Consider the following 22,037-nt stretch of genomic DNA (forward strand, 5'->3'; position numbering starts at 1 on the left):
GTGCTTATGGCCCGTGCTTCGCACGGGCGGGCTTGGGCGCTCTTCAGGGTCGTGTCTTCCCTCGTCGCTCTGGTCGCTGCGCTCCCTGCGCTCCTGCTCCAGACACGACCCGCGCTGTGCTTATGGCCCGTGCTTCGCACGGGCGGGCTTGGGCGCTCTTCAGGGTCGTGTCTTCCCTCGTCGCTCTGGTCGCTGCGCTCCCTGCGCTCCTCCTCCAGACACGACCCGCGCCCAAGCCGCCACAACCCCGTCACGTGGATCTTGGTTTGGTGCCCGGTTACCGGGTGGGGCGGTCACGGGGTGGGCGGGTGGGGTGGGACGTATGCTCGGGCCATGGCGTCGCCGTTTATCGAGCTTGAGGTCGGGGGGCGGACCGTTAAGGTCACCAATCCCGACAAGGTGTATTTTCCGGAGATCGGGGCGACCAAGCGGGAGCTCGTCGAGTACTACGTGAGCGTGGGGGAGGGGGCGCTGCGGGCGTTGCGGGATCGGCCGACGCATCTGAAGCGGCATCCCGATGGTGTGCTCAACGACGCCATCTATCAAAAGCGGTTCCCCGCCAGGCATCCCGAGTGGATCCAGACCGTGACCGTGCGCTTTCCCAGTGGGCGTACCGCTGACGCGTTGCGGGTGACCGGTGTGGCCGATCTGGCGTACTGCGCGAATCTGGGGACCATCGACTTTCATCCGTGGCAGGTCCGGGCCGGCGACGTGGAGCACCCCGACGAGCTGCGGATCGACATCGATCCGCAGCCGGGGACGGGGTTCGCGCAGGCGCGGGAGGTGGCGTTCCTGGCTCGGGAGGTGCTCGGGGAGTTGGGGATGACCGGGTTCCCCAAGACCTCCGGGAGCCGGGGGATTCACATCGGGGTGCGGATCGAGCCGCGGTGGGACTTCACCCAGGTCCGGTACGGCGCCATCACGCTCGCCCGGGAGATCGAGCGGCGGGCGCCGCGACTGGCCACGACGGCGTGGTGGAAGGAGGAGCGGGGGGAGCGGGTGTTCATCGACTTCAACCAGAACCTGCGCGACCGCACCGTCGTGGCCGCCTACTCGGTGCGGGCCAGGCCGCACGCGCCCGTGTCGGCGCCGCTGACCTGGGAGGAGCTGGAGGACGCCGAGCCCGGCGACTTCGACATCCGTACGATGCCGGCCCGCTTCGCCAAGGTGGGCGACGTGCACGCGGCGATCGACGACCGGGCGTACTCGATGGAGACCCTGATCGAGTGGTACGAGCGCGACGGGCGGGGCGACATGCCGTACCCGCCGAACTATCCGAAGATGCCCGGCGAGCCGAAGCGGGTGCAGCCGAGCAAGGCGCGGCCGGAGGACGGCGCGTCAGGGTAGCAGGGCGGCCAGGAGGCGGTTGTCGCCGTTCTGCCACACCGTGCCGATCTCGGTGAACCCGGCCTCGCGCAGGGCGGTGACGTGGGTGGACAGGTGCAGCGACTCCGAGCCGTGGTGCGCGGCGGCCTCGTTGCGGCCGCGGCGTTCTTCCGCCAGGACCGACAGGGCCGGGTCGGCGTCCACGGCGTCCCACCAGTCGCGCCAGTTCTCCGGCATCTCGCGGGGGAAGCGGCGGTTGGTGGCCCGCTCGTGCAGGGCGCGCTCCAGCTTGGCCAGCGTGGGCGTGGTGTCCTCGACGTCCATGTGGTCGCCGTTGAGCAGCAGGCCGCCGGGGCGCAGCACGCCGGCCAGCTCGGCGTACACGTCGCGCAGGTGGTGCTCGGGGAGCCAGTGCAGCGCGGTGGTGCTCACCGCGGCGTCGGCCCGGCGGGTGAGGCCGAGCGCGCCGGTCCAGCCGGGGCGGCGCAGGTCCAGGTCGGTGAAGCGCAGCCCGGCCAGATGCCCGTACGCCGCCCGCCCCAGCGCCAGCAGCAGCGGGTCGGTGTCCACCGCCACCACGGTCGCCTCGGGCAGGCGGCGCAGCAGCCGGGCGGCCAGCGAGCCGGGGCCGCAGCCGAGGTCGATCACCAGCGGGTCGGTGCGCCCGGTGCCCGCCTCGACGGCGTCGATCAGGGCGGTGAACCTGTCCTCCCGGTCGGGCAGGTAGCCCTCCTGCTGCCGGTCCCAGCGGTCGATCCACTCGCGGGCCACCTCGAACGCGATCTCGGCCACCTTGAGCTCCTTGTCACTGTCATTTAAGCTTTCGGCAGTTACGACCATAAGCCGGAAAGTAGTAACTGGTCAAGTGAACTTCAACAGTCACACGGATGCCGTGATCGCCGTGGCGGTCGCGCTGGTCAACACGCTCACCCCGGGGGAGCGGCGCGGGCGGGCGTACCGGCCGCCGGCCGGGGAGGAGCGCCGGGCCGCGGTCGCCGAGGCGCTGCGCACCGGCTCCCGCGTCGCGGAGGTCACCCCGGAGGAGGCCGGGGAGTTCTGCGACGTGGCCCGCGAGCTGCGCGAGGTGTTCGAGGGCGTGGCGCGCGGCGACGTGGACGCGGCGGCCGTGCGGCTCAACGCGCTGCTGGAGAAGTACGAGGCCAGGCCGCACCTGGACCGGCACGACGGCGAGCCCTGGCACCTGCACTTCCACGGGGCGGGCGGCACCGCGGTACGCGACTGGGCGGCGAGCTGCGCCACCGGGCTGGCGATCGTGCTCGGCGGCGAGCTGTACGACCGGCTGGGGGTGTGCACCGCCCCGGCCTGCGACCGCGTCTACGTGGACGTCTCGCGCAACGGCACCCGGCGCTTCTGCTCCACCGCCTGCCAGAACCGGGTCAAGACCGCGGCGTTCCGGGCGCGGGCCGGGGCGTGACCGTCTTCAGGGCCGGCTGTTCAGATCGGGTGTTTAGGATCGGGTGTTCAGGATCGCCGTCTTCTCCCTTGTGTAGGACAGCACCGAGTCGTGGCCGTAGCCGCTGTCCTTGACGCCGCCGAAGGGCAGGCCGGGGGGCATCTGGCGGAAGGTGTTGACCCAGACGTTGCCGGCCTGGAGGTCGCGGACGAAGCGGTGGGCGCGGCCCAGGTCGCGCGTCCAGAGCCCGGCCGCCAGGCCGTACGGCGAGTCGTTGGCGATGGCCAGCGCCTCCTCCTCGGTGTCGAACGGCAGGGCCACCGCCACCGGGCCGAAGATCTCCTCCTGGCACACCCGCAGCGAGTTGTCGGTCGTGGCGTACAGCGTGGGCTCGACCCAGTAGCCGCCGGGCAGCGCGGGCACCACGTCCGCGCCGGTCCGGCCGCCGAAGACCAGGTCGGTGCCCTCCTTGGCGGCCAGCTCCAGGTAGGACCGCACGCGCTCGTACTGGCCCGCGGAGACGATCGGGCCCATGGTGGTGCGCGGGTCGAGCGGGTCGGCCAGGGTGATCCCGGCCGCCGCCGCGCCGATCCTGGCCAGCATCTCCTCCCAGATCGGGCGCTGGATCAGGATTCTGGACCCCGCGACGCACACCTGCCCGGCGTTGCCGGTGTAGATCGAGTTCACCGTGACGCCCTCGGTGGCGGCGTCGAGGTCGGCGTCGGCGAAGACGATGTTGGGCGACTTGCCGCCGAGCTCGAAGGTGAGCGGCTTGAGCGCGTCGGCGCTGGCGCGGGTGATCGCCCGCCCGGTCTCCGTCGAGCCGGTCAGGCTGATCTTGGCCACGTCGCGGTGCCGCACCAGCGCCTCGCCCACCTCCTCGCCGAGCCCGCCGACGATGTTCAGCACGCCGGGCGGCAGCACGTCCGCCAGCAGCTCGCCCAGCCGCAGCACCGACGCCGACGCCTGCTCGGCGGGTTTGACGATCACGGTGTTGCCGGCGGCGAGCGCGTGCGCGGCCTTGGCGGAGAAGGTGGAGATGGGGGAGTTCCACGGGATCACGCCGACCACCACGCCGTACGGCTCGCGCCGGGTCAGGCCGAGCGTGTCGGGTCCGAGGATGACCGTGTCGCCGCGGACGGCGTCGAGCACCTGGCCCGCGGCCAGCTCCCACAGGACCGTCATCCCAGGCAGGTCCTTGTGCAGCGTGTCGCGCAGGATGCGCCCGTTGTCGGTGGTCTCGATCCGGGCCAGCTCCTCGGCGTGCTCGGCGAAGACCCGGGCGACCCGGCGCAGCGCCTGGCCCCGGGCGAGCGCGGGCAGGGCGGACCAGCGCGGGAACGCGGCCCGCGCCGCCGCCACCGCGGCCTCGGCGTCGGCCCGGCCGCTCGCCGGGACGCGGGCCCAGACCTCGCCGGTGGCCGGGTTGACCGAGTCGAGCGTACGGCCGTCGGCCGCGGGCACCAGGTCGCCGCCGATGAGGTTGCGGTACACGTCCATGGTGCCCAAGCGTACGCTTGGTCGTGCGACTGTGGGAGCCCCGGTTCAGCCGCGGCGGCGGGAGAAGGCGAAGACCGCGTTCACCGCGATGACGCCGATCCAGATCAGCAGGGCGCCCTCGAAGGCGTTGCTTTCGCTGTTCAGCGCTATGGCCGAGCCGCCCACCCCCAGGACCAGGGAGACGATGGCCAGGGCCAGCGCCTGCGCGTCCTGGGTGCGGGTGCGGGCCGGGTGCGGCCGGGCGGCGGTCAGCCGGGCGTCCACCCGGCGCTCGATCTGCTCCTCCACCTTCTCCAGGAACCCGGCCACGACGGCGTCCTCGTAGTCGGGGCCGAGGTCGCGGCGGGCGGCGAGCGCGGCGTGCAGGTCGGTGGCCGCGGTGTCGGCGGGCGCCGCTGCGGGGGCGGCTTGGGGGGGAGAACCGGTCATAGTCGAGATGTATCCGAGCGGCCGGGCGGCGTCCATCGGGGATGTCCCTGATCCCTCCCCGGAGGGCTCGCGCGGCTCACCTCGCCGTGATCACCTCGCCAGGATGTCGTCCAGGTCGTAGGAGGTCGGGCGCTCAAGCTGCTCGTAGGTGCACGACTCCGGCGTGCGGTCGGGACGCCAGCGCCGGAACTGCGCGGTGTGCCGGAACCGGTCGCCCTCCATGTGGTCGTAGGCCACCTCGATCACCATCTCGGGCCGGAGCGGGATGAACGACAGGTCCTTGCCCGCGTTCCACCGCGACACGTTCCCGGGGCGGCGCTGTGGCGGCGGGGTGACCTCGCCCTCGGGGGCGGCGTCGGCCGCGCCGGTCATCCAGATCCCCCACGGGTGGGAGGCCAGGTCGGTGCGGTAGGGGGCGATCTCGTCCACCAGCTCGGCCCGGCGCGCCATCGGGAACGAGGCCGCCACGCCCACGTGGTGCAGGCGGCCGGCGGCGTCGTACAGGCCGAGGAGCAGCGAGCCGACCACCGGGCCGGACTTGTGCTCGCGGTAGCCGCACACCACGACGTCGGCGGTGCGCTCGTGCTTGACCTTGAACATCACCCGCCGGTCGGGCTCGTACAGCAGGTCGCGCGGCTTGACCACGATCCCGTCCAGGCCCGCGCCCTCGAACATCTCGAACCACTCGTGCGCCCGCTCGGCGTCGTCGGTGATCGGGGTGAGCCGCACGCTGCCCGCGGGCTTGCCGTCGAACAGGGCCGCCAGCCTGGCCCGGCGCTCGCCGAACGGGGTCTCCATCAGGCTCTCCTCGCCGATCGCGAGCAGGTCGAAGGCCACGAAGGACGCCGGCGTGGTCTCCGACAGCAGCTTCACCCGCGAGGCCGCGGGGTGGATGCGCTGCTGCAGGGTGTCGAAGTCGAGCACCTGACCCCGGCGCACCACGATCTCGCCGTCCAGCACGATCCGGTCGGGCAGCTCGGCCTTGACCGCCTCGACCAGCTCGGGGAAGTAGCGGGTGAACGGGCGCTCGTTGCGGCTGCCGAGGTAGACCTCATCGCCGTCGCGGAACACGATGCACCGGAAGCCGTCCCACTTGGGCTCGTACAGCAGCGAGCCGTCCTGCGGCGGCATCTTCTTGACCGCCTTGGCCAGCATGGGCGGCACGGGCGGTTCGACGGGCAGCTTCACGGCGACTCCCGAACGTATCTGGCGAAGAGGTAGCCGTCCTCTTCCAGGATGTGGGCCAGGCCCAATCTAACCTCGCAGTCAGGCCCGTTGAGCACCCGCGCCGCCGCGCCGCCCACCAGCACGGGAGCGCAGGTCAGGCACAGCTCGTCCACGAGCCCGGCCGCCGCGAGCTGCCCGTTCAGCCGCGGCCCGCCCTCGCACAGCACCCGGGTCAGGCCGCGCTCGCGCAGCGCCTCCAGCGCGAGCGCCAGGTCCACCCGCTCCGCGCCGGCCACGACCACGTCGGCCACTGCGGCGGCCTGCGCGCGCCGCCCGGCGGGCGCCGCCTCACAGGTGATCACGATCGTACGCGCGCCGGGCGCCGCCTCGGTGAACAGCGGGCCGCCGAGGTCCAGGCCGAGCCCCCGGGTGACCACGGCGACGGGCGGCACGGCCGGGCGGCCCTCGCGCAGCGCCCGCCACGACTCGCGTGGCCGGGCCGGCCCGTACCCCTCCGCCCGTACGGTGGCCGCGCCCGCGAGCACCACGTCGGCCAGCCCGCGCAGCACGCCGAACACGCGCTTGTCGGCCGGGCCGGACAGCCCGCCCGACAACCCCTTCAGCCACGCCCCGCCGTCGGCGCTGGCGACCATGTTCAGCCGCAGCCAGGGCCGGTCGGCGGGGTAGGCGTAGGCGGTGGCGAGATCGACCTCGCCGGACTCCTGCGTGGGGAAGATGCGCCGCATGACGGCCACCTTGTCACAGCGTGCTTGACAGATCACCATGCGGGGGAGGGAGCACTCGACGGGGGATACCGCTTGGTCGCATGCGCTGGTGCCGCCCGTGACCGTGTGCGTACGGTTACGGCGGCGTCACAGGAACGGGGGAACCGGTGCGGCTTGCCGTGATCGTCATGTGGCTGGTCACCGCGGTGGCCGGGGCGCACCTGCTGTGCCTGTGGCTGCCCGGCGCGGCGCGGCGGCGCCAGGCCGCCAAGGTGACCAGGTTCCCGGTCACGCTGACCCTCTCGCACCCGCTGCTGGCCTCCGGCGCGCTCGGCTCCTGGGTGGGGCACCTGCTGACCGGCCACCGCGCGCTCGCCTGGGCGGCCTTCGGCCTGGTCGCGCTGGCCGCGCTGCTCGGCTTCGCGATGTTCACCCGCTGGCTGGGCGCCGGACGGCACGCCCGGGGCGCCGAGCGCGGCTTCCCGAAGGCCGCGGTGGTGCTGCACGGCGCGGGCGGCGTGGCGACGTTCGTGCTGATCCTGCTCGCCACGGTCATGCTCGACTGCTGAGCCCTCGCGGCGGCACCCCGGGCTACGGGGCGGCGGCCTGGGGCGTACGCGGCCGGCGCAGCAGTTGCAGCGAGCGGGCGGTCACCGCCACCAGGGCCCCGGCGGACCAGGACTCGTCGGGGAACGGCTCGTCGCGCGGCCGGTCGTCGGCGGTGTCGAACACCGTCCGCCACCCGTCGCCGAACTCGGCGCCCGGCAGGGTGAAGGCCATGTTCTCGTGGTGGGCGTTGATCAGGATCAGGAACGAGTCGTCGGTGATCCGCTCGCCGCGCGGCCCGAGCTCGGTGATGGCCTCGCCGTTGAGGTAGACCGTGAGCGACTTGGCGTATCCGGTGTGCCAGTCGGCCGCCGACATCTCGACCCCGGCGGGCGTGAGCCACACGATGTCGCGCACGCCGCCGGCGCCGCGGCCGCGGAAGAAGCGCCGCCGCTGGAACACCGGGTGGGCGCGGCGCAGCTCGGAGAGCATGCGCACGAAGTCCAGGAGGTCCTTCTCGGCGTGCACCGCGCTCCAGTCGACCCAGGCGACCTCGTTGTCCTGGCAGTAGGCGTTGTTGTTGCCACCCTGGGTGCGCCCCACCTCGTCGCCGTGGGAGATCATCGGCACGCCCTGGGACAGGAACAGCGTGGCCAGGAAGTTGCGCCGCTGCCGGTGCCGCAGCCGCACGATCGCCGGATCTTCGACCGGGCCCTCGGCGCCGCAGTTCCACGACCGGTTGTCGTCGGTGCCGTCGCGGTTGTCCTCGCCGTTGGCCTCGTTGTGCTTGTGGTCGTAGGACACCAGGTCGGTCAGGGTGAACCCGTCGTGGCAGGTGACGAAGTTGATCGAGGCGACCGGGCGGCGGCCGGAGGAGGCGTACAGATCCTGCGAGCCGGTCAGCCGGGTGGCGAACTCGGGCAGCGCCGAGCCGTGGCCGCGCCAGAAGTCGCGCACGGTGTCGCGGTACTTGCCGTTCCACTCGGTCCACAACGGCGGGAAGTTGCCCACCTGGTAGCCGCCGGGCCCGACGTCCCACGGCTCGGCGATCAGCTTCACCTGCGAGATCACCGGGTCCTGCTGGATCAGGTCGAAGAACGCGCTCAGCCGATCGACGTCGTGCAGCTCGCGGGCCAGCGCCGCGGCCAGGTCGAAGCGGAACCCGTCGACGTGCATCTCCAGCACCCAGTAGCGCAGGGAGTCCATGATGAGCTGGAGCGCGTGCGGCGAGCGCACGTTCAGGGAGTTGCCGCAGCCGGTGTAGTCGAGGTAGTAGCGCCGGTCGCCGTCGTGCATGCGGTAGTAGGCCGCGTTGTCGATGCCGCGGAAGCCCAGCGTGGGGCCCATGTGGTCGCCCTCGGCGGTGTGGTTGTAGACCACGTCGAGGATCACCTCGATGCCCGCCTCGTGCAGCGCGCGCACCATGGCCTTGAACTCCAGCACCTGCTCGCCGCGCTGCCCGCCCGAGGCGTAGCCGTTGTGCGGGGCGAGGTAGGCGATGGTGTTGTAGCCCCAGTAGTTGGTCAGCCCCCGGGCCACCAGCGCGTGCTCGGGGACGAACTGGTGCACCGGCATCAGCTCGACCGCGGTCACGCCCAGGCTGAGCAGGTGCTCGATCACCGCGGGGTGCGCCAGCCCGGCGTAGGTGCCGCGCTGCTCCTCCGGCACGGCCGGGTGGCGCATGGTCAGCCCGCGCACGTGGGCCTCGTAGATCACCGTCTGGTGGTACGGCGTGCGCGGCGGCCGGTCGGTGCCCCAGTCGAAGAACGGGTTCACCACGATGTTCTTCGGCATGTACGGCGCGCTGTCGAGGGTGTTCAGCCTGCCGGGGTCGGTGAAGTGGTAGGAGAACACCGCCTCGTGCCAGCGCAGCTCGCCCTCGACCGCCTTGGCGTAGGGATCGAGCAGCAGCTTGGCGGGGTTGCAGCGGTGCCCGCGCGCCGGGTCGTACGGGCCGTGCACCCGGTAGCCGTAGCGCTGCCCCGGCATGATGCCGGGCAGGTAGCCGTGCCAGACGAAGCCGTCGACCTCGGGCAGCTCGACGCGCTCCTCGCGCCCGCCCTCGTCGAACAGGCACAGCTCAACCCGCTCGGCCACCTCGGAGTACACCGAGAAGTTGGTGCCCACCCCGTCCCAGGTGCCGCCGAGCGGATACGCTTCTCCAGGCCAGACCTCACGCATGTGGCCCCATTGTCCTCCAGCCCATCGTGACCGCGCATCCCGATCTCCAGGTTGTAACCCCAACGCGGGGTGCGCAAGAACCGGGACGGCCCGCGCCTCCGCGGGCGCGGAGGGCGCGGGCCGCCGCGGCGCCTCAGCCGAGCAGTTCGGCGTTGAGCGTGATCGTGGTGCCGGCCAGCGCCTTGCTCACCGGGCAGTTGGCCTTGGCGTTCTCGGCCGCGGCCTGGAAGTCCTCGGCGGTGATCCCGGGCACGTGGGCCTTGACCGAGATCACGATGCCGGTGATGCCCTGGCCCGGCTGGAAGGTCACGTCGGCCTTGGTCTCCACGGCCTGCGGCGGGGTGCCGGCCTGCGCGAGGCCGTGCGAGAGCGCCATGGAAAAGCACGAGGAGTGAGCCGCCGCGATCAGCTCCTCGGGCGAGGTCTTGCCGTTGGCCTCCTCCGACCGGGACGGCCAGGTGACCTCGAAGCTGCCCACGCCGGAGGTGTCCAGCGAGACAGTGCCGGAACCGTCGAGCAGCGCGCCCTTCCACTGGGTCGTCGCCGTACGCGTCGTCGCCATTGTGTTTCTCCCTTCGTCAGGCAGAAGCCTAGGGGGTGCCCGGCGGCGCGCCGCACGTCACCTGCCCATGCAACGGGACAAGATCGAGTCCAGATCCAGCCCCGGCGGCAGGGTGCCGTACGCGCGGCCCCAGTCGCCCGACAGGCGGGAGGCGCAGAAGGCGTCGGCGACGGCGGGCGGCGCGTGGCGCACCAGCAGCGAGCCCTGCAGCACCAGCGCCATGTCCTCGGCCAGCCGCCGGGCGCGCGACTCCATGTCGTGCGGGTCGCCCAGCGACTTGCGCAGCCGGTCGGCGGCGTCGTCGAGCCGCCGGTCGGCGCCCGCGGCCTGCGTCACCTCGGCGAAGAAGGCGTCCAGCGCCTCGGGCTCGCGCGAGATCGCCCGCACGACGTCCAGCGCGGCCACGTTGCCCGAGCCCTCCCAGATGCCGTTCAGCGGCGACTCGCGGAACAGCCGCGGCATCTGCGACTCCTCGACGTAGCCGTTGCCGCCCAGGCACTCCAGCGACTCGGCGGCGTGGCCGGTCGCGCGCCGGCACACCCAGTACTTGGCCACCGCGAGCGCCGTGCGGCGCAGGGCGCTCTCGGCCCGGTCGCCGCGGATCGCCTTGTCGGTGGCGCCGGCGACCCGGATCATCAGCGCGGTGGCGGCCTCCGACTCCACGGCCAGGTCGGCGAGCAGGTTGCGCATCAGCGGCTGCTCGGCCAGGGCGCGCCCGAACGCCTCGCGGTGGCGGGCGTGGTGCAGCGCCCGGGTGAGCCCGTAGCGCATGCCGGCCGCCGAGCCGATCACGCAGTCGAGCCTGGTCATGTTCACCATCTCCAGGATGGTGCGCAGGCCGCGGCCCTCCTCGCCGACCAGCCAGGCGACCGCGCCGTCGTACTCGACCTCGGCCGAGGCGTTGGACCGGTTGCCCAGCTTGTCCTTCAGCCGCATCAGGCGCATGGCGTTGCGGGTGCCGTCGGGCAGCACGCGCGGCAGCAGGAAGCACGACAGGCCGGCCTTCGCCTGGGCGAGCACCAGGAACATGTCGCACATCGGCGCGGAGTTGAACCACTTGTGCCCGGTCAGCGCGTACGTGCCGTCGCCCAGCGGCGTCGCGGTGGTCGTGTTCGCCCGCACGTCGGAGCCGCCCTGCTTCTCCGTCATCGCCATCCCGGCCAGCACCCCGCGCTTGCCCGTCGGCGGGCGCAGCCCGGGGTCGTAGCTGCGCGAGGCGAGCAGGGGCTCCCACTCGGCGGCCAGCGCGGGGGAGTGGCGCAGCGCGGCCACCGCGGCGTAGGTCATCGAGATCGGGCAGCCGTGCCCGGCCTCGACCTGCGACCACACGTAGAACTTCGCGGCGCGCGCCACGTGGGCGCCCGGCCGGGCCGCGGCCCAGGGCGAGGCGTGCAGGCCGTTCGACACCGCCACCGACATCAGCTCGTGCCAGGAGGGGTGGAACTCGACCTCGTCGATGCGATGGCCGTACCTGTCGTGGGTGCGCAGGACCGGCGGGTGCTCGTTGGCCAGCCGGCCCCACTCCTGCGCCTGCTCGCTCCCGGCGAGGGTGCCGAGGCGGTGCAGCTCGCCCTGGGCCCAGTCGGCGTCCTCGCGGCGGACGCCCTCGATGAGCGCCGGGTCGTCGGAAACGTCGTGGCCGGTAAGGGGCGGGGCTTGGTTGAAGACGTCGTGCGTCACGGCAGGCCTCCGGGTGTGTGGCCGATTGGATACTTCTTTTATCTCATCCCGGGATTTACGGCCTTTCTGGCGATTCGGGGGATATGCCGAGTTTTTCGGCCGCTTCGGCCACCCGTTCGCGCGCGTAATCGTCGTCGCTCTCCGCCAGCACCCGGCGTACGCCCGCCGCCGCCCGCTCGTCGCCCAGAGCGGCCAGACCGCGCGCCGCCTCGGCCACCGCGGTCAGGCTCGGGTCCTCCAGGCGCGCGGCCAGCGCCTCCCGTACGCGCTCGCCGCCGGCCTCGACGCCCGCCAGGCCCAGCGTCGCCCAGTCGCGCACCTCCGGATCGGGGTCGCGGCTCATCTCGATCAGCAGGTCCACCGCCTCGGCGTGCCCGTCCTCACCGGCCGGGGGCAGCACCGCGGCCAGCGCCACCGGGTCGGCCGGGGTCGGGGTGCGCCCGGGGCGGCGGACGATGTCCAGGACGTCCGGCAGCGTGGCCGGGTCGCCGTAGCGGCCGAGCGCGTTGAGCACCGAGTCGAGCACGGCCTCCGAACCCTCGGTGATCACCATCCGCCGCAGCACCGGCACCGCGCGCGCCGCGACGCCCGCGGCATCCCCGTCCTCGCCGGGGGCGAGCCGCGACAGCACGTCGGCGCCCAGCTCGCGCTCGCGGGTGTCGTCGCTGGTGCACAGGCCCACGGCGGCCTCCAGCGTCTCCTCGTCGCCCCGGGCGCCCAGGGCGTCCACGATCACCCACCAGGTCTCGTGGTCGCGGTCGGTGTCGCGGTGCGCGAGCGCGCGGCGTACCAGGTCGGGGACCGGCACGTACGTGCCGGTGGCGGCTTCCAGCAGCGTCGCCACCGCGGCGTGCCCGCGCTGCGCCTCGATCGCGGCGCCGCCGCCCGAGACCCGGACCAGCTCCGTGCCGTCGCCGGTGAAGGCCCTGGTCACGGTGGGCCGCACGTCCCGCTCGCCCGACTCCGCGATCTCCTCCTCAAGCTGTTCGAGCAGCGCGGCCTCCAGGTGCACGCCCAGCCAGTCCTCGGCGATGGCCAGCGCGGTGTCGCCGTCGCCGTCGGCCAGCTCGGGATCGGCGCCGGCGTCGAGCAGCGCGCGCACCACGCCGGGCGCGCCGCGCCGGGCCGCCAGGGTCAGCGCCGTGTCGCCCGCGTCGTTGGCGTCGTCGGCGTCGGCGCCCGCCGCCAGCACGGCCGCGGCCACGTCGTGGTGGCCGTTCGTGGCCGCCCACAGCAGCGCGCTCCAGCCGTCGCCCTCCTTGCCGCGCGGGTCGGCGCCCGCGGCGAGCAGCGCCTCGGCCACCTCCACGTGGTTCCAGGCCGCGGCGGCGCACAGCGGCAGCCCCTCGTCCTCGCCGCCGCTGAGCCGGTTGGGGTCGGCGCCGTGCGCGAGCAGCAGCCGTACGATCTCCGCGTCGCCGCCCACGGCGGCGAGATAGAGCGGGGTGGACGCGTCCTCGCCCGGGGCGGGATCGGCCGCCGCACCCCCGCCGAGCAGTTCCCGCACCCGCTCCACGTCGTTCCCGGTCACCGCGTCACGCAGTCCTCGATCCATGAGGCGAGCATATGGTCACCCGCCGTCGCCCCGCGCCGCGGCCTTTTCGTGGTGCTTTGTCATCCACGCGGAATTCGCTCGCGAATAGTGACATGCTCAGGTCGCGGAAACCTGGACGGGATCACGGGAGCGTGGTGCCAGTGGAGGCACCGGACACGGTGATGGACGACCGTCTGCTGCACCAGAGGGTCGTGGGCGGGGACGAGTCCGTGCTGGGCGAGATCTACGACCGCCTGGGGGCGTTGATCTTCGGGCTGGCCGTCCGGGTCACCCGGGACAGGACGGTGGCCGAGGACATCACGCAGGAGGTGTTCATCACGTTCTGGGAACGGCCGCTCGCGTTCGACCCCGACCGGGGCTCGCTGCGGTCGTGGCTGGCCACGATCGCCCACCGGCGCGCGGTGGACCACGTGCGGGCCGAGGAACGCCGCAAGGCCGGCGCGCTCGGCCCGAAGCTGGTCGATCCCCGGCCCCCGGTCCCCGAGGAACAGGTGCTGGACGCCGACGAGGCCGCGCGGGTGCGCGAGGCCGTCAGGCGGCTGCCCGAGGGCTTGCGCCAGGTCATCGAGCTGGCCTACTACGGTGGGCGTACGTACCGGCAGGTCGCCCGGGAGCTGGGCCTGCCCGAGGGCACGGCGAAGTCCCGCATACGGCTCGGCCTGCGGACCCTGGCCGACTCTCTCGCGGACGAGGAGGTGTGAGATGCGCGGTGACCACGATGCCCCCGGTCGCGGAGGCGACCACGACGCCGCCGGTCGCGGTGGCGACCACGATGCCGCCGGTCGCGGTGGCGACCCGACCGGCCGGCTCTACCTCGACGCCCTGATGGAGGCCGGCGCCGTCCCCGAGGCCCCGGCGCGCTCCCAGCTCCTCGCCGCCGCGCGCGCCCGCCGCCGCCCCATGGCCCCCGGGCCGGAGTGGGCCGCCCCGTACGCCGCCCGCGTGGCCGCCTTCGACGCCGTGCTCGCCTCCGCCTCCGACTGGGACACCGTGATCGTCGAGGGCTGGACCCTCCAGGAGCTCGTCGCCCACCTGGCCGCCAAGGACGGCCTGGTCGCCGCCGCCGCGGGGGCGCCCGTGCTCGGCCCGCCCATCGGCGCCGGCGACGCGCTCGGCCGCACCGCCGAGGTGCAGGCGTACGAGCGGGGGCGGGCGCCCGAGCAGACCCGCCGCGACTGGCGGGCGCAGGCCGACGCCCTGTGCCGCCACCTGGCCGGCCTCGACCGCGACACCCCGATCACCTCCGAGGGCCTGACCTTCGCCGCCGGCGACCACGTGCTGGCCCGCGGCCTGGAGACCTGGATCCACGCCGACGACGCCGCCCGTACTTTCGGGCTCCGGCTGCCCCACCCGCCGGCCGAGCACATCCACCCCACCGCCGACCTGTGCGCCCGCCTGCTGCCGTGGACCATGCTGCTGTCCGGCGCCGACGGCGCGGGCCGGACCCTCCGGCTCACCCTGACCGGCCCCGGCGGCGGCGAGTGGCACGTCCCGCTCGGTGTCGAGGACGGCGTGGCCGTCGAGGGCGCCCGGGGCGGCGAGCACGCCGCGATCTCCTGCGACGTGGTCGAGTTCTGCTTCCTGCTCGGCGGGCGGGGCGCCCCCGACGCCTTCCGCGCCGAACTGTCCGGCGACGCCGCCCTGGCCCGCGAGGTGCTGGCCTGCGCCCCCGCCCTGTCGGGGCCGTGACTGCCTCGAACGTATGATGCGATTCCTCCCTTGGGAGGACGGGAACCCGGGCCCGGCGGGCTAGATTGGGAGCGTGAACGAGCCGGGTGGAGTACGCGCCTCCGACGCCGAGCGCGAGGCCGTCGTGGAGCAGCTCAAGAACGCCTCCGTCGAGGGCAGGCTGACCCTGGGCGAGCTGACCGAGCGCACCGAGGCCGCCTATTCCGCGACCACGCGTGCCGAGCTCGACGTCATCCTCTCCGACCTCCCCGGGCCCGCCGACGCGGTCGCGCCCGGGTCCGCGGCGCCGCCGGCCCGTACCGGCCGCGCCCGCCGCTGGTTCGTGGCGATCATGGGCGACACCAAGCGCCGCGGCAAGTGGCGCATCGACCGCGAGCTCGGCGCGGTCTCCGTCATGGGCGACGTCACCCTCGACCTGCGCGAGGCCGAGGTCCGCACCGGCCAGGTGGACATCGTGGCCACCGCCGTCATGGGCGACGTCAAGATCATCGTTCCCGACGGCGTGGACGTCGATCTCGACGGCATGGCCATCATGGGCGACAAACGCGTCGAGGTGGCCGAGGCGGCCCCCGGCATGAACGTCCCGGTGATCCGGGTCAAGGCGTTCGCCCTGATGGGCGACGTGAAGATCATCGGCGACTCGCGGGCCGAGCGCATCAACCGCCCCTGGGCCGCCTGGCGCGACCAATGGCACCAGCTCCGCCAGGACCTCTTCGGCCACCCGATCCCACCCCACCCCCCGCGCCCTCCGCACCTGCCCCCACCCCCGCACCCACCCCGCCCCCCGCACCACCAGTGGCCCCACGGCCACCACCGCCCTCCCACACCCCCGCCCCCACCCCCTCCGCCCTCCCCGCCCCGCTGGTGACCGCCCGCGCGGCACCACCGGAAGGGCCCGTGTTCGCCCCGCCTCCGAGGCGGATGCGGAGGTGCCGTTGTGATGCCTGTATCGCTGCCGTGTCCCGTGGGTGATCCTCGGCGCTGGGCAGCGCCGGAAGGGCGCGTTCTCGCCTCGCGTTCGGGGCGGATGCGGTGGTGCCGTTGCGGCGCCTGTATCGCTGCCGCGTCCCGTGGATGATCTCTGGCGCTGGGCAGCGTCGGAAGGGCGCGTTTTCGCCTCGCGTTCGGGGCGGATGCGGTGGTGCCGCTGCGGCGCCTGCGCCGCTGCCGCGTCCCGTTGGTCACCCCCGGCGCCCTGTAGCACTGGAAGGGCGCGTTCTCGCCTTGCGTTCGAGGCGGATGTGGAGGTGCCGCTGCGGCGCCTGCGCCGCTGCCGCGTCCCGTTGGTGACCCGCGCGCTGGGCAGCGCTGGAAGGGCGCGTTCTCGCCTCGCGTTCGGGGCGGATGCGGTGGTGCCGCTGCGATGCCTGCACCGCTGCCCCGCCATCGTGCTGCACGGGATTCGACCGAGGGGGTGACGCTCGTGGCGGGGGTGCGGGTGGCGCCTGCCGCCGCACTGTACGTGGCGCGTGCCGCTGGGCTGCGTGTGGTGCGTGCCGGTGGGCTGCGTGGCGCATGCAGTGGGCTGTGCGTGGCGCTTGTCACCGGGTCGCGCGTGGCGCTTGCCGCCGGGCTCCGTGTCGCGGCACCGCTGGTGGGCGAGCGCTGGACCGGCTCGCCGCTCACGCGCGCCCCGTAGCCGGGACGCCGCCCCTCGCGCATGCCGCCCGCGCCGGGGTCGCCTTACGGATGTGTGGTGACGATCTCGGTCCCGAGCGGCCAGACCCGCTTGATCGACGCGCGATTCGGCGTGCAGGCCGGGGATTCGGCCTGTGCCGCGCGTGCGGCGCTTCCGTGGCCTCCTGCTTCGCCCGGCCTGTGCCGCCGAAGCGGCCCTACCGCCAAGCGCCGTTCCGGCTCGGCGGCGGCCGGCCTTTCCCGCCCCGGATCCGCTTCACCCTCGGCCTAAGGCCGGAGCATTGGGGACGACCGGTGGCGGTCAGGCGGTCGCGCGCGGGCGGGCGTGCAGGGCCTGGGCGTAGCGGGTGAGGACGATGTCGGCGAGCTCGGGGGCCGGGCCCAGGACGTCGGCGACGACGGCGGCGCCGGCCGCGAGGGCGTCGTGGCGTACCTTGTCGGCGAAGTAGCCGGGGGCCAGCAGGTACGGCGCGACCGCCACGCGGGGCGCGCCCGCCTCCAGGAGCGCCGTCACGGCCTCCGCGGGGGTGGGGGAGGCGGCGGAGGCGTAGGCCGGCATGACGGCCCACCAGGGGCGCTCACGGGCCCACGCGCGGGCCATGCGCGCGACGACCTGGTTGGCGGCCGGGTCGCTGGAGCCGGCCGAGACCAGGACCACGGCGGTGCCGGGGGCGCCCGCGGGCACGCCGGCCTCCGCCAGGCGGCGTTCCAGGGCGGTGGTCAGCAGGGGGTCGGGGCCCAAGGTGGCGCCGCGGTGGACGCGCAGGCGGGGGCGGCGGGCGGTGATCTCGGCGAGTGCGGCCGGGATGTCCACCCGGCTGTGGTACGCCTCCGTCAGCAGCAGCGGGAGCACGACCGCCTCCGTCAGGCCGTGCAGGGCCCGGCGGAGGGTGGGCGTGGAGTGGTCCAGGTAGGCCGCGCGGACGTCGAAGGCCGGGCGGAGGCGGCGTACCTCGTCGAGGATCGCCTCCACGGTCGCGGCGGCGCGCGGGTCGCGTGACCCGTGTGCCACCGCGACCAGGGGCAGGCCCGCTCGCGGTGCTACGGCCGGATCGAGGATCAAAGGTGAATGCCGCACTCGGTCTTTCCCGTGCCGGCCCACCGGCCGCTGCGCGGGTCCTCGCCGTCGAGGACCTGCCGCGTGCAGGGGGCGCAGCCGATCGAGGGGTAGTTGTCGTAGTGCAGCGGGTTGATCAGCACGCCGTTGTCGGCGATGTAGTTGTCGACGTCCTCCTGGGTCCAGCGCGCGATCGGGTTGACCTTGACCATCTGGCGCTTGGCGTCCCACTCGACGACCTTGACGTTCGCCCGGCTCGGCGACTCGTCGCGGCGGATGCCGGAGATCCAGGCGAGGTACGGCTCCAGCGCCCGGTTCAGCGGCTCGACCTTGCGCAGGAAGCAGCACAGGTCGGGGTTGCGGCCGAACAGCCGCGGCCCGAGGTCGCGGTCCTGCTCGGCCACCGTGCGCGACGGCTTGACCTCGATCAAGTTAACGTCGTAGACCTGCTTGACCGCGTCGCGGGTGCCGATGGTCTCGGCGAAGTGGTAGCCGGTGTCGATGAACAGCACATCGACCCCGGGCTTCACCCGGCTGACCAGGTCGATCAGGAGCGCGTCGCTCATGGAGGACGTCAGGCACAGCCGGTCGCCGAACGTCGCCGCGGCCCAGCGGATGATCTCGCGGGCGGATGCCTCCTCAAGGTACTCCGCGGCCGACTCCACGATGGCCTGCATGTCGAGAGTCCCCCGCTGTTCTCGCAGGCCGATTTCGATGTCCACCAGCGTCATGACGTACGAACTCCGATCCCCAGAAACTTGAGCTTGAAGGCGCGGGCGCAGGACCGGCAGTACCAGCCGCCGTCGCCCTCGTGCGGTTCCAGGTCCTCCTCACCGCAGTACGGGCAGTGGAAGGGCACCGCTCTCTCGGTCACTTCAGGTCCGCCTCCTCCGCGCGCTGCACCCATTCCGCGAAGGTCTCGCCGTCCTTCTTCTGCGCCTCGAAGTTGCGCACCACCCGCTCGACGTAGTCGGGCAGTTCGGCCGCGGTGGCCTTCAGGCCGCGCACCTTGCGCCCGAAGCCCGGGTTGACGCCGACCGAGCCCCCGAGGTGGATCTGGAAGCCCTCGACCTGGTTGCCCTCGCCGTCCACGACGAGCTGGCCCTTCAGGCCGATGTCGGCGACCTGGATGCGGGCGCAGGAGTTGGGGCACCCGTTGACGTTGATGGTCAGCGGCTCGGAGAACTCCGGCAGCCGCCGCTCCAGCTCGTCGATCAGCTCGCTCGCCGTGGCCTTGGTCTCGACGATGGCCAGCTTGCAGTACTCGATGCCGGTGCAGGCCATGGTCTGGCGGCGGAACGTGGACGGGTTGACCCGGAGGTCGGCGGCCTCCAGGTCGGCCACCAGGCCGTCCACCTCGGCCGGCGCGACGTCCAGGATGACCATCTTCTGCTCGACGGTGGTGCGCACGCGGCCCGAGCCGTGCCGCTCGGCGATGTCGGCGATCTGGTGGAGCTGGTCGCCGCTGAGCCGGCCGACCTTCGGCGCGAACCCGACGTAGAAGTTGCCGTCCTTCTGCGGGAAGACGCCGACGTGGTCGCGGCGCCCGCCGCGCGGCAGCTCCGGAGCCGGGCCGTCGGGCAGCGTGTAGCCGAGGTACTCCTTCTCCAGCACGTCGCGGAACTTCTCCGCGCCCCAGTCGTTGACCAGGAACTTGATCCGGGCCCGGTGGCGCAGCCGGCGGTAACCGTAGTCGCGGAAGATCCCGCAGACCCCGGCCCACACCTCGTGCACCTGCTCGGGCCGGACGAACGCGCCCAGCCGCTTGGCCAGCATCGGGTTGGTGGACAGGCCGCCGCCCACCCACACGTCGAACCCCTTGGTGCCGTCGGCCAGCTCCACCCCGACGAAGGCCACGTCGTTGATCTCGTGCACGGTGCAGTGGGCGGGGCAGCCGCTCACCGCCGTCTTGAACTTGCGCGGCAGGTTGGAGAAGGCGGGATCGCCGATGTAGCGGTCGTAGATGTCGCGGATCTGCGGCGTGGCGTCGATCACCTCGTCGTGGTCGATCCCGGCCAGCGGACAGCCCAGGATCACGCGCGGGGTGTCGCCGCACGCCTCGGTGGTGGACAGGCCCACCGCCTCAAGGCGCCGCCAGATGTCGGGCACCGACTCGATCTCGATCCAGTGGAGCTGGATGTTCTGCCGGTCGGTCACGTCGGCGGTGCCGCGGGCGTAGTCGTTGGAGATGTCGGCGATCGTGCGGAGCTGGGCCAGGTCGAGCTGGCCGCCGTCGATGCGCACCCGCAGCATGAAGTAGCGGTCGTCCAGCTCCTCCGGCTCCAGGATCGCGGTCTTGCCGCCGTCGATGCCGGGCTTGCGCTGGGTGTAGAGGCCGAACCAGCGGAAGCGCCCGCGCAGGTCGGCCGGGTCGATGGAGTCGAACCCGAGCTTGGAGTAGATGTCGATGATCCGCTGGCGGACGTTGAGCCCGTCGTCGTTCTTCTTGTTCTCTTCGTTCTTGTTGAGCGGCTCGCGGTAGCCGAGGGCCCACTGGCCTTCGCCGCGCGGGCGCTTGTGGTGGCGGTTCGCCGGCCTGGCCGGGGTAGTCATGGCGCGTCCTTTGCGTCAACCGATGCGTGCTGGACGCGCGGGCCAGGCGGCCTCCCGCCTCATCGTCGAGTGCGGGGGTCGGGCATGAAAAACGACGCCTGGTCTTCCACGCGCCCGGAAGAGAGAACGGGGGCGATGGTCAGCGGGCGTCGATACAGATCGCGCTGCGGACACGCAGGAAGTCGACGTGGCGTCGCACGACGAGAAGCGGATCCGCTGGCATGTCCCAAACGATACCTTCCTCGTCCCGGATGTCCAATGTCGGGTCCACACTGTGGACAACGCGAGAGGGACGGGAGGCCCGTGGGGTCAGCCCTGGCGGCGCCAGCCGACACCGGGCTCGGCGGGCCTGCGGGGGTCCTGGTGCTGGCAGTCGCACCACGACCGGCCCTTGCACTCCTCGTGCCGGCGATCCTTGCACTTCTCGCAGATCACAACCGCATTATCGGCTCCGTGCGGGGGACGCGCGACGGCGGGTCGGGCATGCTGGAGACATGCGGACGCTCCTGAACGTCATCTGGCTGATCTTCGCCGGGCTGTGGCTCGCGATCGGTTACGTCGTCGCCGGGATCGTCTGCTGCATCCTGATCATCACCATCCCGTTCGGCATCGCCTCGTTCCGGATCGCGGCGTACGCGCTGTGGCCGTTCGGGCGCAGCGTCGTACGCGACCCGTCCTCCGGCGCGCTGACCGCCGTCGGCAACGTCATCTGGCTGATCTTCGCCGGCGTGTGGCTGGCCATCGGCCACGTCGTCACCTCGGTGCCGCTGTTCCTGTCGATCATCGGCATCCCCCTCGGCTGGGCCAACCTGAAGATGATCCCGATCTCGCTGCTGCCCCTGGGGGCCCGCATCGTGGACTCCGACGACGCGTGGCCGGTCCCCGGGTGACCGTTTCCGTCCACACGCGCCGGGTAGACGACCTGGAATTCCAGGCCGGCGACACGAGATCCGATCGTTGCGCGAGGGCCGTCCGGGCGGCTTCGTCCTGCGAATACCTTGGTGTGCCATGACTTCGACCGACGCTCCGCCGAGGCAGCGCCGCCCCAGAAGGCGCCTGCCCCGGCTGAGCACGGTCCGCGCCAGGACCTCGGTGGCCGCCTCCCAGGCCAGGGCGTCGCTGTCGTGGGTGCGCGGCACCAACACCTGGGCGCTGGTGCGCGCCACCACCATGGCCGGGGTCACCTACCGCGTCACCGGCCTGGCCGGCGAGGCGGCGTTCTTCGCGCTGCTGTCGCTGCCGCCGTTCGTGCTCGGGCTGGTCGGCATCCTCGCCCACCTGAGCACCGCGCTCGGCCCGGCCACGATCGACGAGATCCGGGCCTGGATCGAGCGCCAGGCCCACGTGCTGTTCACCGACAACGCCGTGGACCGGGTGGTCACCCCGCTCATCGACGACGTCCTCAGCGGCGGCGGCCGGGTGCCGCTGATCTCCCTGGGCTTCCTGCTGTCGCTGTGGTCGGGGTCGCGGGCCCTGTTCGTGTACGTGGACCTGATCTCGGTGGCGTACGGGCTGGGGGAGGAGCGCGGGATCATCCGCACCCGCATCATGTCCTTCGGCCTGTACATCGTGGCCCTGCTGATCGCGCTGATCGTGGTGCCGGTGCTGGTGGTGGGGCCCACGCTGGTGGCCGAGGTGCTGCCCAGGCCGTACGACACGATGGCCGCGATCCTGTACTGGCCGGTGCTGATCGTCGGCTCGGTGGTGTTCCTGAGCCTGCTGTACCACGTGAGCGTGCCGGTGCGCACCCGCTGGTGGCGCGAGGTGCCCGGCGCGGTGCTCGCGCTGATCATCTGGATCCTGTGCGCGGCGGTGCTGCGCGCCGTGCTGGCCGCCTGGTTCACGCCGCTGTCGGTGTACGGCTCGCTCGCCGCGCCGATCGCGGTCCTGCTGTGGCTGTACATCACCGCGCTCGCGGTGCTCATCGGCGCCACCCTCAACGCCGAGCTGGACCGCCTGTGGCCGGTGCAGGGCGCCGTCAGGCAGGGGCGCGCGGAGCGTACGACGGCCTGAAG

Annotated in this window: 22 protein-coding genes; 8 read left to right on the top strand and 14 right to left on the bottom strand. The window is 72.9% G+C overall.

Annotated elements, in window-relative coordinates:
- Positions 1 to 333 precede the first annotated feature (333 nt).
- Positions 334 to 1,347 (top strand): non-homologous end-joining DNA ligase, encoded by a 1,014-nt coding sequence (gene ligD, locus HNP84_RS03585; protein ID WP_185047905.1) that lies wholly within the window; start codon positions 334 to 336, stop codon positions 1,345 to 1,347.
- Here the strand turns inward: ligD and HNP84_RS03590 are convergent.
- Positions 1,339 to 2,118 (bottom strand): class I SAM-dependent methyltransferase, encoded by a 780-nt coding sequence (locus HNP84_RS03590; protein ID WP_312923600.1) that lies wholly within the window; start codon positions 2,116 to 2,118, stop codon positions 1,339 to 1,341. The genes ligD and HNP84_RS03590 overlap by 9 nt on opposite strands.
- 73 nt (positions 2,119 to 2,191) lie before the next feature.
- Between HNP84_RS03590 and HNP84_RS03595 the strand changes: the two genes are divergently transcribed.
- A complete protein-coding gene (locus tag HNP84_RS03595) occupies positions 2,192 to 2,761 on the top strand; it encodes a CGNR zinc finger domain-containing protein (RefSeq protein WP_185047907.1) in 570 nt (189 codons plus the stop codon).
- A gap of 33 nt (positions 2,762 to 2,794) precedes the next feature.
- On the opposite strand, the gene HNP84_RS03600 is transcribed toward HNP84_RS03595, so the two are convergent.
- The 4 genes from HNP84_RS03600 to HNP84_RS03615 form a co-directional block, all read right to left on the bottom strand.
- The gene (locus HNP84_RS03600) at positions 2,795 to 4,240 is read right to left on the bottom strand and encodes an aldehyde dehydrogenase family protein (protein ID WP_185047908.1); all 1,446 of its coding nucleotides are present in this window, start codon (positions 4,238 to 4,240) and stop codon (positions 2,795 to 2,797) included.
- 45 nt (positions 4,241 to 4,285) lie between these two features.
- The gene (locus HNP84_RS03605) at positions 4,286 to 4,669 is read right to left on the bottom strand and encodes a hypothetical protein (RefSeq protein WP_185047909.1); all 384 of its coding nucleotides are present in this window, start codon (positions 4,667 to 4,669) and stop codon (positions 4,286 to 4,288) included.
- 90 nt (positions 4,670 to 4,759) lie between these two features.
- Entirely contained in the window at positions 4,760 to 5,857 is a 1,098-nt protein-coding gene (locus HNP84_RS03610) for an ATP-dependent DNA ligase (RefSeq protein WP_185047910.1), read from the bottom strand.
- Positions 5,854 to 6,582, bottom strand: coding sequence for a pyrimidine reductase family protein (locus tag HNP84_RS03615; RefSeq protein ID WP_185047911.1), 729 nt, complete (start codon positions 6,580 to 6,582; stop codon positions 5,854 to 5,856). The genes HNP84_RS03610 and HNP84_RS03615 overlap by 4 nt, the downstream gene beginning before the upstream one ends.
- Before the next feature lie 146 nt (positions 6,583 to 6,728).
- Here HNP84_RS03615 and HNP84_RS03620 point away from each other — a divergent pair, with 146 nt between their 5' ends.
- The gene (locus tag HNP84_RS03620; protein WP_185047912.1) at positions 6,729 to 7,130 is read left to right on the top strand and encodes a hypothetical protein; all 402 of its coding nucleotides are present in this window, start codon (positions 6,729 to 6,731) and stop codon (positions 7,128 to 7,130) included.
- A 22-nt stretch (positions 7,131 to 7,152) separates the two neighbouring features.
- On the opposite strand, the gene glgX is transcribed toward HNP84_RS03620, so the two are convergent.
- The 4 genes from glgX to HNP84_RS03640 form a co-directional block, all read right to left on the bottom strand.
- A complete protein-coding gene (gene glgX, locus HNP84_RS03625; protein WP_185047913.1) occupies positions 7,153 to 9,288 on the bottom strand; it encodes a glycogen debranching protein GlgX in 2,136 nt (711 codons plus the stop codon).
- Between the two features lie 133 nt (positions 9,289 to 9,421).
- Complete coding sequence (locus tag HNP84_RS03630) at positions 9,422 to 9,850, bottom strand: OsmC family peroxiredoxin (protein WP_185047914.1); 429 nt, start codon at positions 9,848 to 9,850, stop codon at positions 9,422 to 9,424.
- Positions 9,851 to 9,907: 57 nt separating this feature from the next.
- Complete coding sequence (locus HNP84_RS03635; protein ID WP_185047915.1) at positions 9,908 to 11,530, bottom strand: isovaleryl-CoA dehydrogenase; 1,623 nt, start codon at positions 11,528 to 11,530, stop codon at positions 9,908 to 9,910.
- Positions 11,531 to 11,585: 55 nt separating this feature from the next.
- Positions 11,586 to 13,085 carry an ankyrin repeat domain-containing protein gene (locus HNP84_RS03640; RefSeq protein WP_185047916.1) on the bottom strand — a complete coding sequence of 500 codons (1,500 nt, stop codon included), beginning with the start codon at positions 13,083 to 13,085 and terminating at the stop codon, positions 11,586 to 11,588.
- A 140-nt stretch (positions 13,086 to 13,225) separates the two neighbouring features.
- Between HNP84_RS03640 and HNP84_RS03645 the strand changes: the two genes are divergently transcribed.
- From HNP84_RS03645 to HNP84_RS54705, 3 genes are all read left to right on the top strand, one after another.
- Complete coding sequence (locus HNP84_RS03645; protein WP_221335841.1) at positions 13,226 to 13,786, top strand: sigma-70 family RNA polymerase sigma factor; 561 nt, start codon at positions 13,226 to 13,228, stop codon at positions 13,784 to 13,786.
- A 1-nt stretch (position 13,787) separates the two neighbouring features.
- A complete protein-coding gene (locus tag HNP84_RS03650) occupies positions 13,788 to 14,774 on the top strand; it encodes a maleylpyruvate isomerase family mycothiol-dependent enzyme (RefSeq protein WP_185047917.1) in 987 nt (328 codons plus the stop codon).
- A gap of 73 nt (positions 14,775 to 14,847) precedes the next feature.
- Positions 14,848 to 15,642, top strand: a complete 795-nt coding sequence (locus tag HNP84_RS54705; RefSeq protein ID WP_185047918.1) for a DUF1707 SHOCT-like domain-containing protein — start codon at positions 14,848 to 14,850, stop codon at positions 15,640 to 15,642.
- Positions 15,643 to 16,713: 1,071 nt separating this feature from the next.
- Here HNP84_RS54705 and HNP84_RS03660 read toward each other — a convergent pair.
- The 5 genes from HNP84_RS03660 to HNP84_RS54710 all read right to left on the bottom strand — a co-directional run bounded on the left by HNP84_RS03660 (position 16,714) and on the right by HNP84_RS54710 (position 20,457).
- The gene (locus HNP84_RS03660) at positions 16,714 to 17,424 is read right to left on the bottom strand and encodes a sirohydrochlorin chelatase (protein ID WP_185047919.1); all 711 of its coding nucleotides are present in this window, start codon (positions 17,422 to 17,424) and stop codon (positions 16,714 to 16,716) included.
- A 47-nt stretch (positions 17,425 to 17,471) separates the two neighbouring features.
- A complete protein-coding gene (locus HNP84_RS03665; protein WP_185047920.1) occupies positions 17,472 to 18,200 on the bottom strand; it encodes a phosphoadenylyl-sulfate reductase in 729 nt (242 codons plus the stop codon).
- Positions 18,197 to 18,343 (bottom strand): Insertion element protein, encoded by a 147-nt coding sequence (locus HNP84_RS03670; protein WP_185047921.1) that lies wholly within the window; start codon positions 18,341 to 18,343, stop codon positions 18,197 to 18,199. Before HNP84_RS03670 ends, HNP84_RS03665 begins: the two co-directional genes overlap by 4 nt.
- Positions 18,340 to 20,022: a nitrite/sulfite reductase gene (locus HNP84_RS03675; protein WP_185047922.1), complete on the bottom strand. Its 1,683-nt coding sequence runs from the start codon at positions 20,020 to 20,022 to the stop codon at positions 18,340 to 18,342. Before HNP84_RS03675 ends, HNP84_RS03670 begins: the two co-directional genes overlap by 4 nt.
- Before the next feature lie 309 nt (positions 20,023 to 20,331).
- Entirely contained in the window at positions 20,332 to 20,457 is a 126-nt protein-coding gene (locus HNP84_RS54710; protein ID WP_281396015.1) for a hypothetical protein, read from the bottom strand.
- Between the two features lie 59 nt (positions 20,458 to 20,516).
- On the opposite strand from HNP84_RS54710, the gene HNP84_RS03680 reads away from it, so the two are divergent.
- Both HNP84_RS03680 and HNP84_RS03685 read left to right on the top strand, forming a co-directional pair.
- Positions 20,517 to 20,912 carry a YccF domain-containing protein gene (locus HNP84_RS03680; RefSeq protein WP_185047923.1) on the top strand — a complete coding sequence of 132 codons (396 nt, stop codon included), beginning with the start codon at positions 20,517 to 20,519 and terminating at the stop codon, positions 20,910 to 20,912.
- Between the two features lie 118 nt (positions 20,913 to 21,030).
- Positions 21,031 to 22,035, top strand: a complete 1,005-nt coding sequence (locus tag HNP84_RS03685) for a YihY/virulence factor BrkB family protein (protein WP_185047924.1) — start codon at positions 21,031 to 21,033, stop codon at positions 22,033 to 22,035.
- Positions 22,036 to 22,037: the final 2 nt, after the last annotated feature.

The organism is Thermocatellispora tengchongensis (assembly GCF_014202315.1).
Classification (GTDB): domain Bacteria; phylum Actinomycetota; class Actinomycetes; order Streptosporangiales; family Streptosporangiaceae; genus Thermocatellispora; species Thermocatellispora tengchongensis.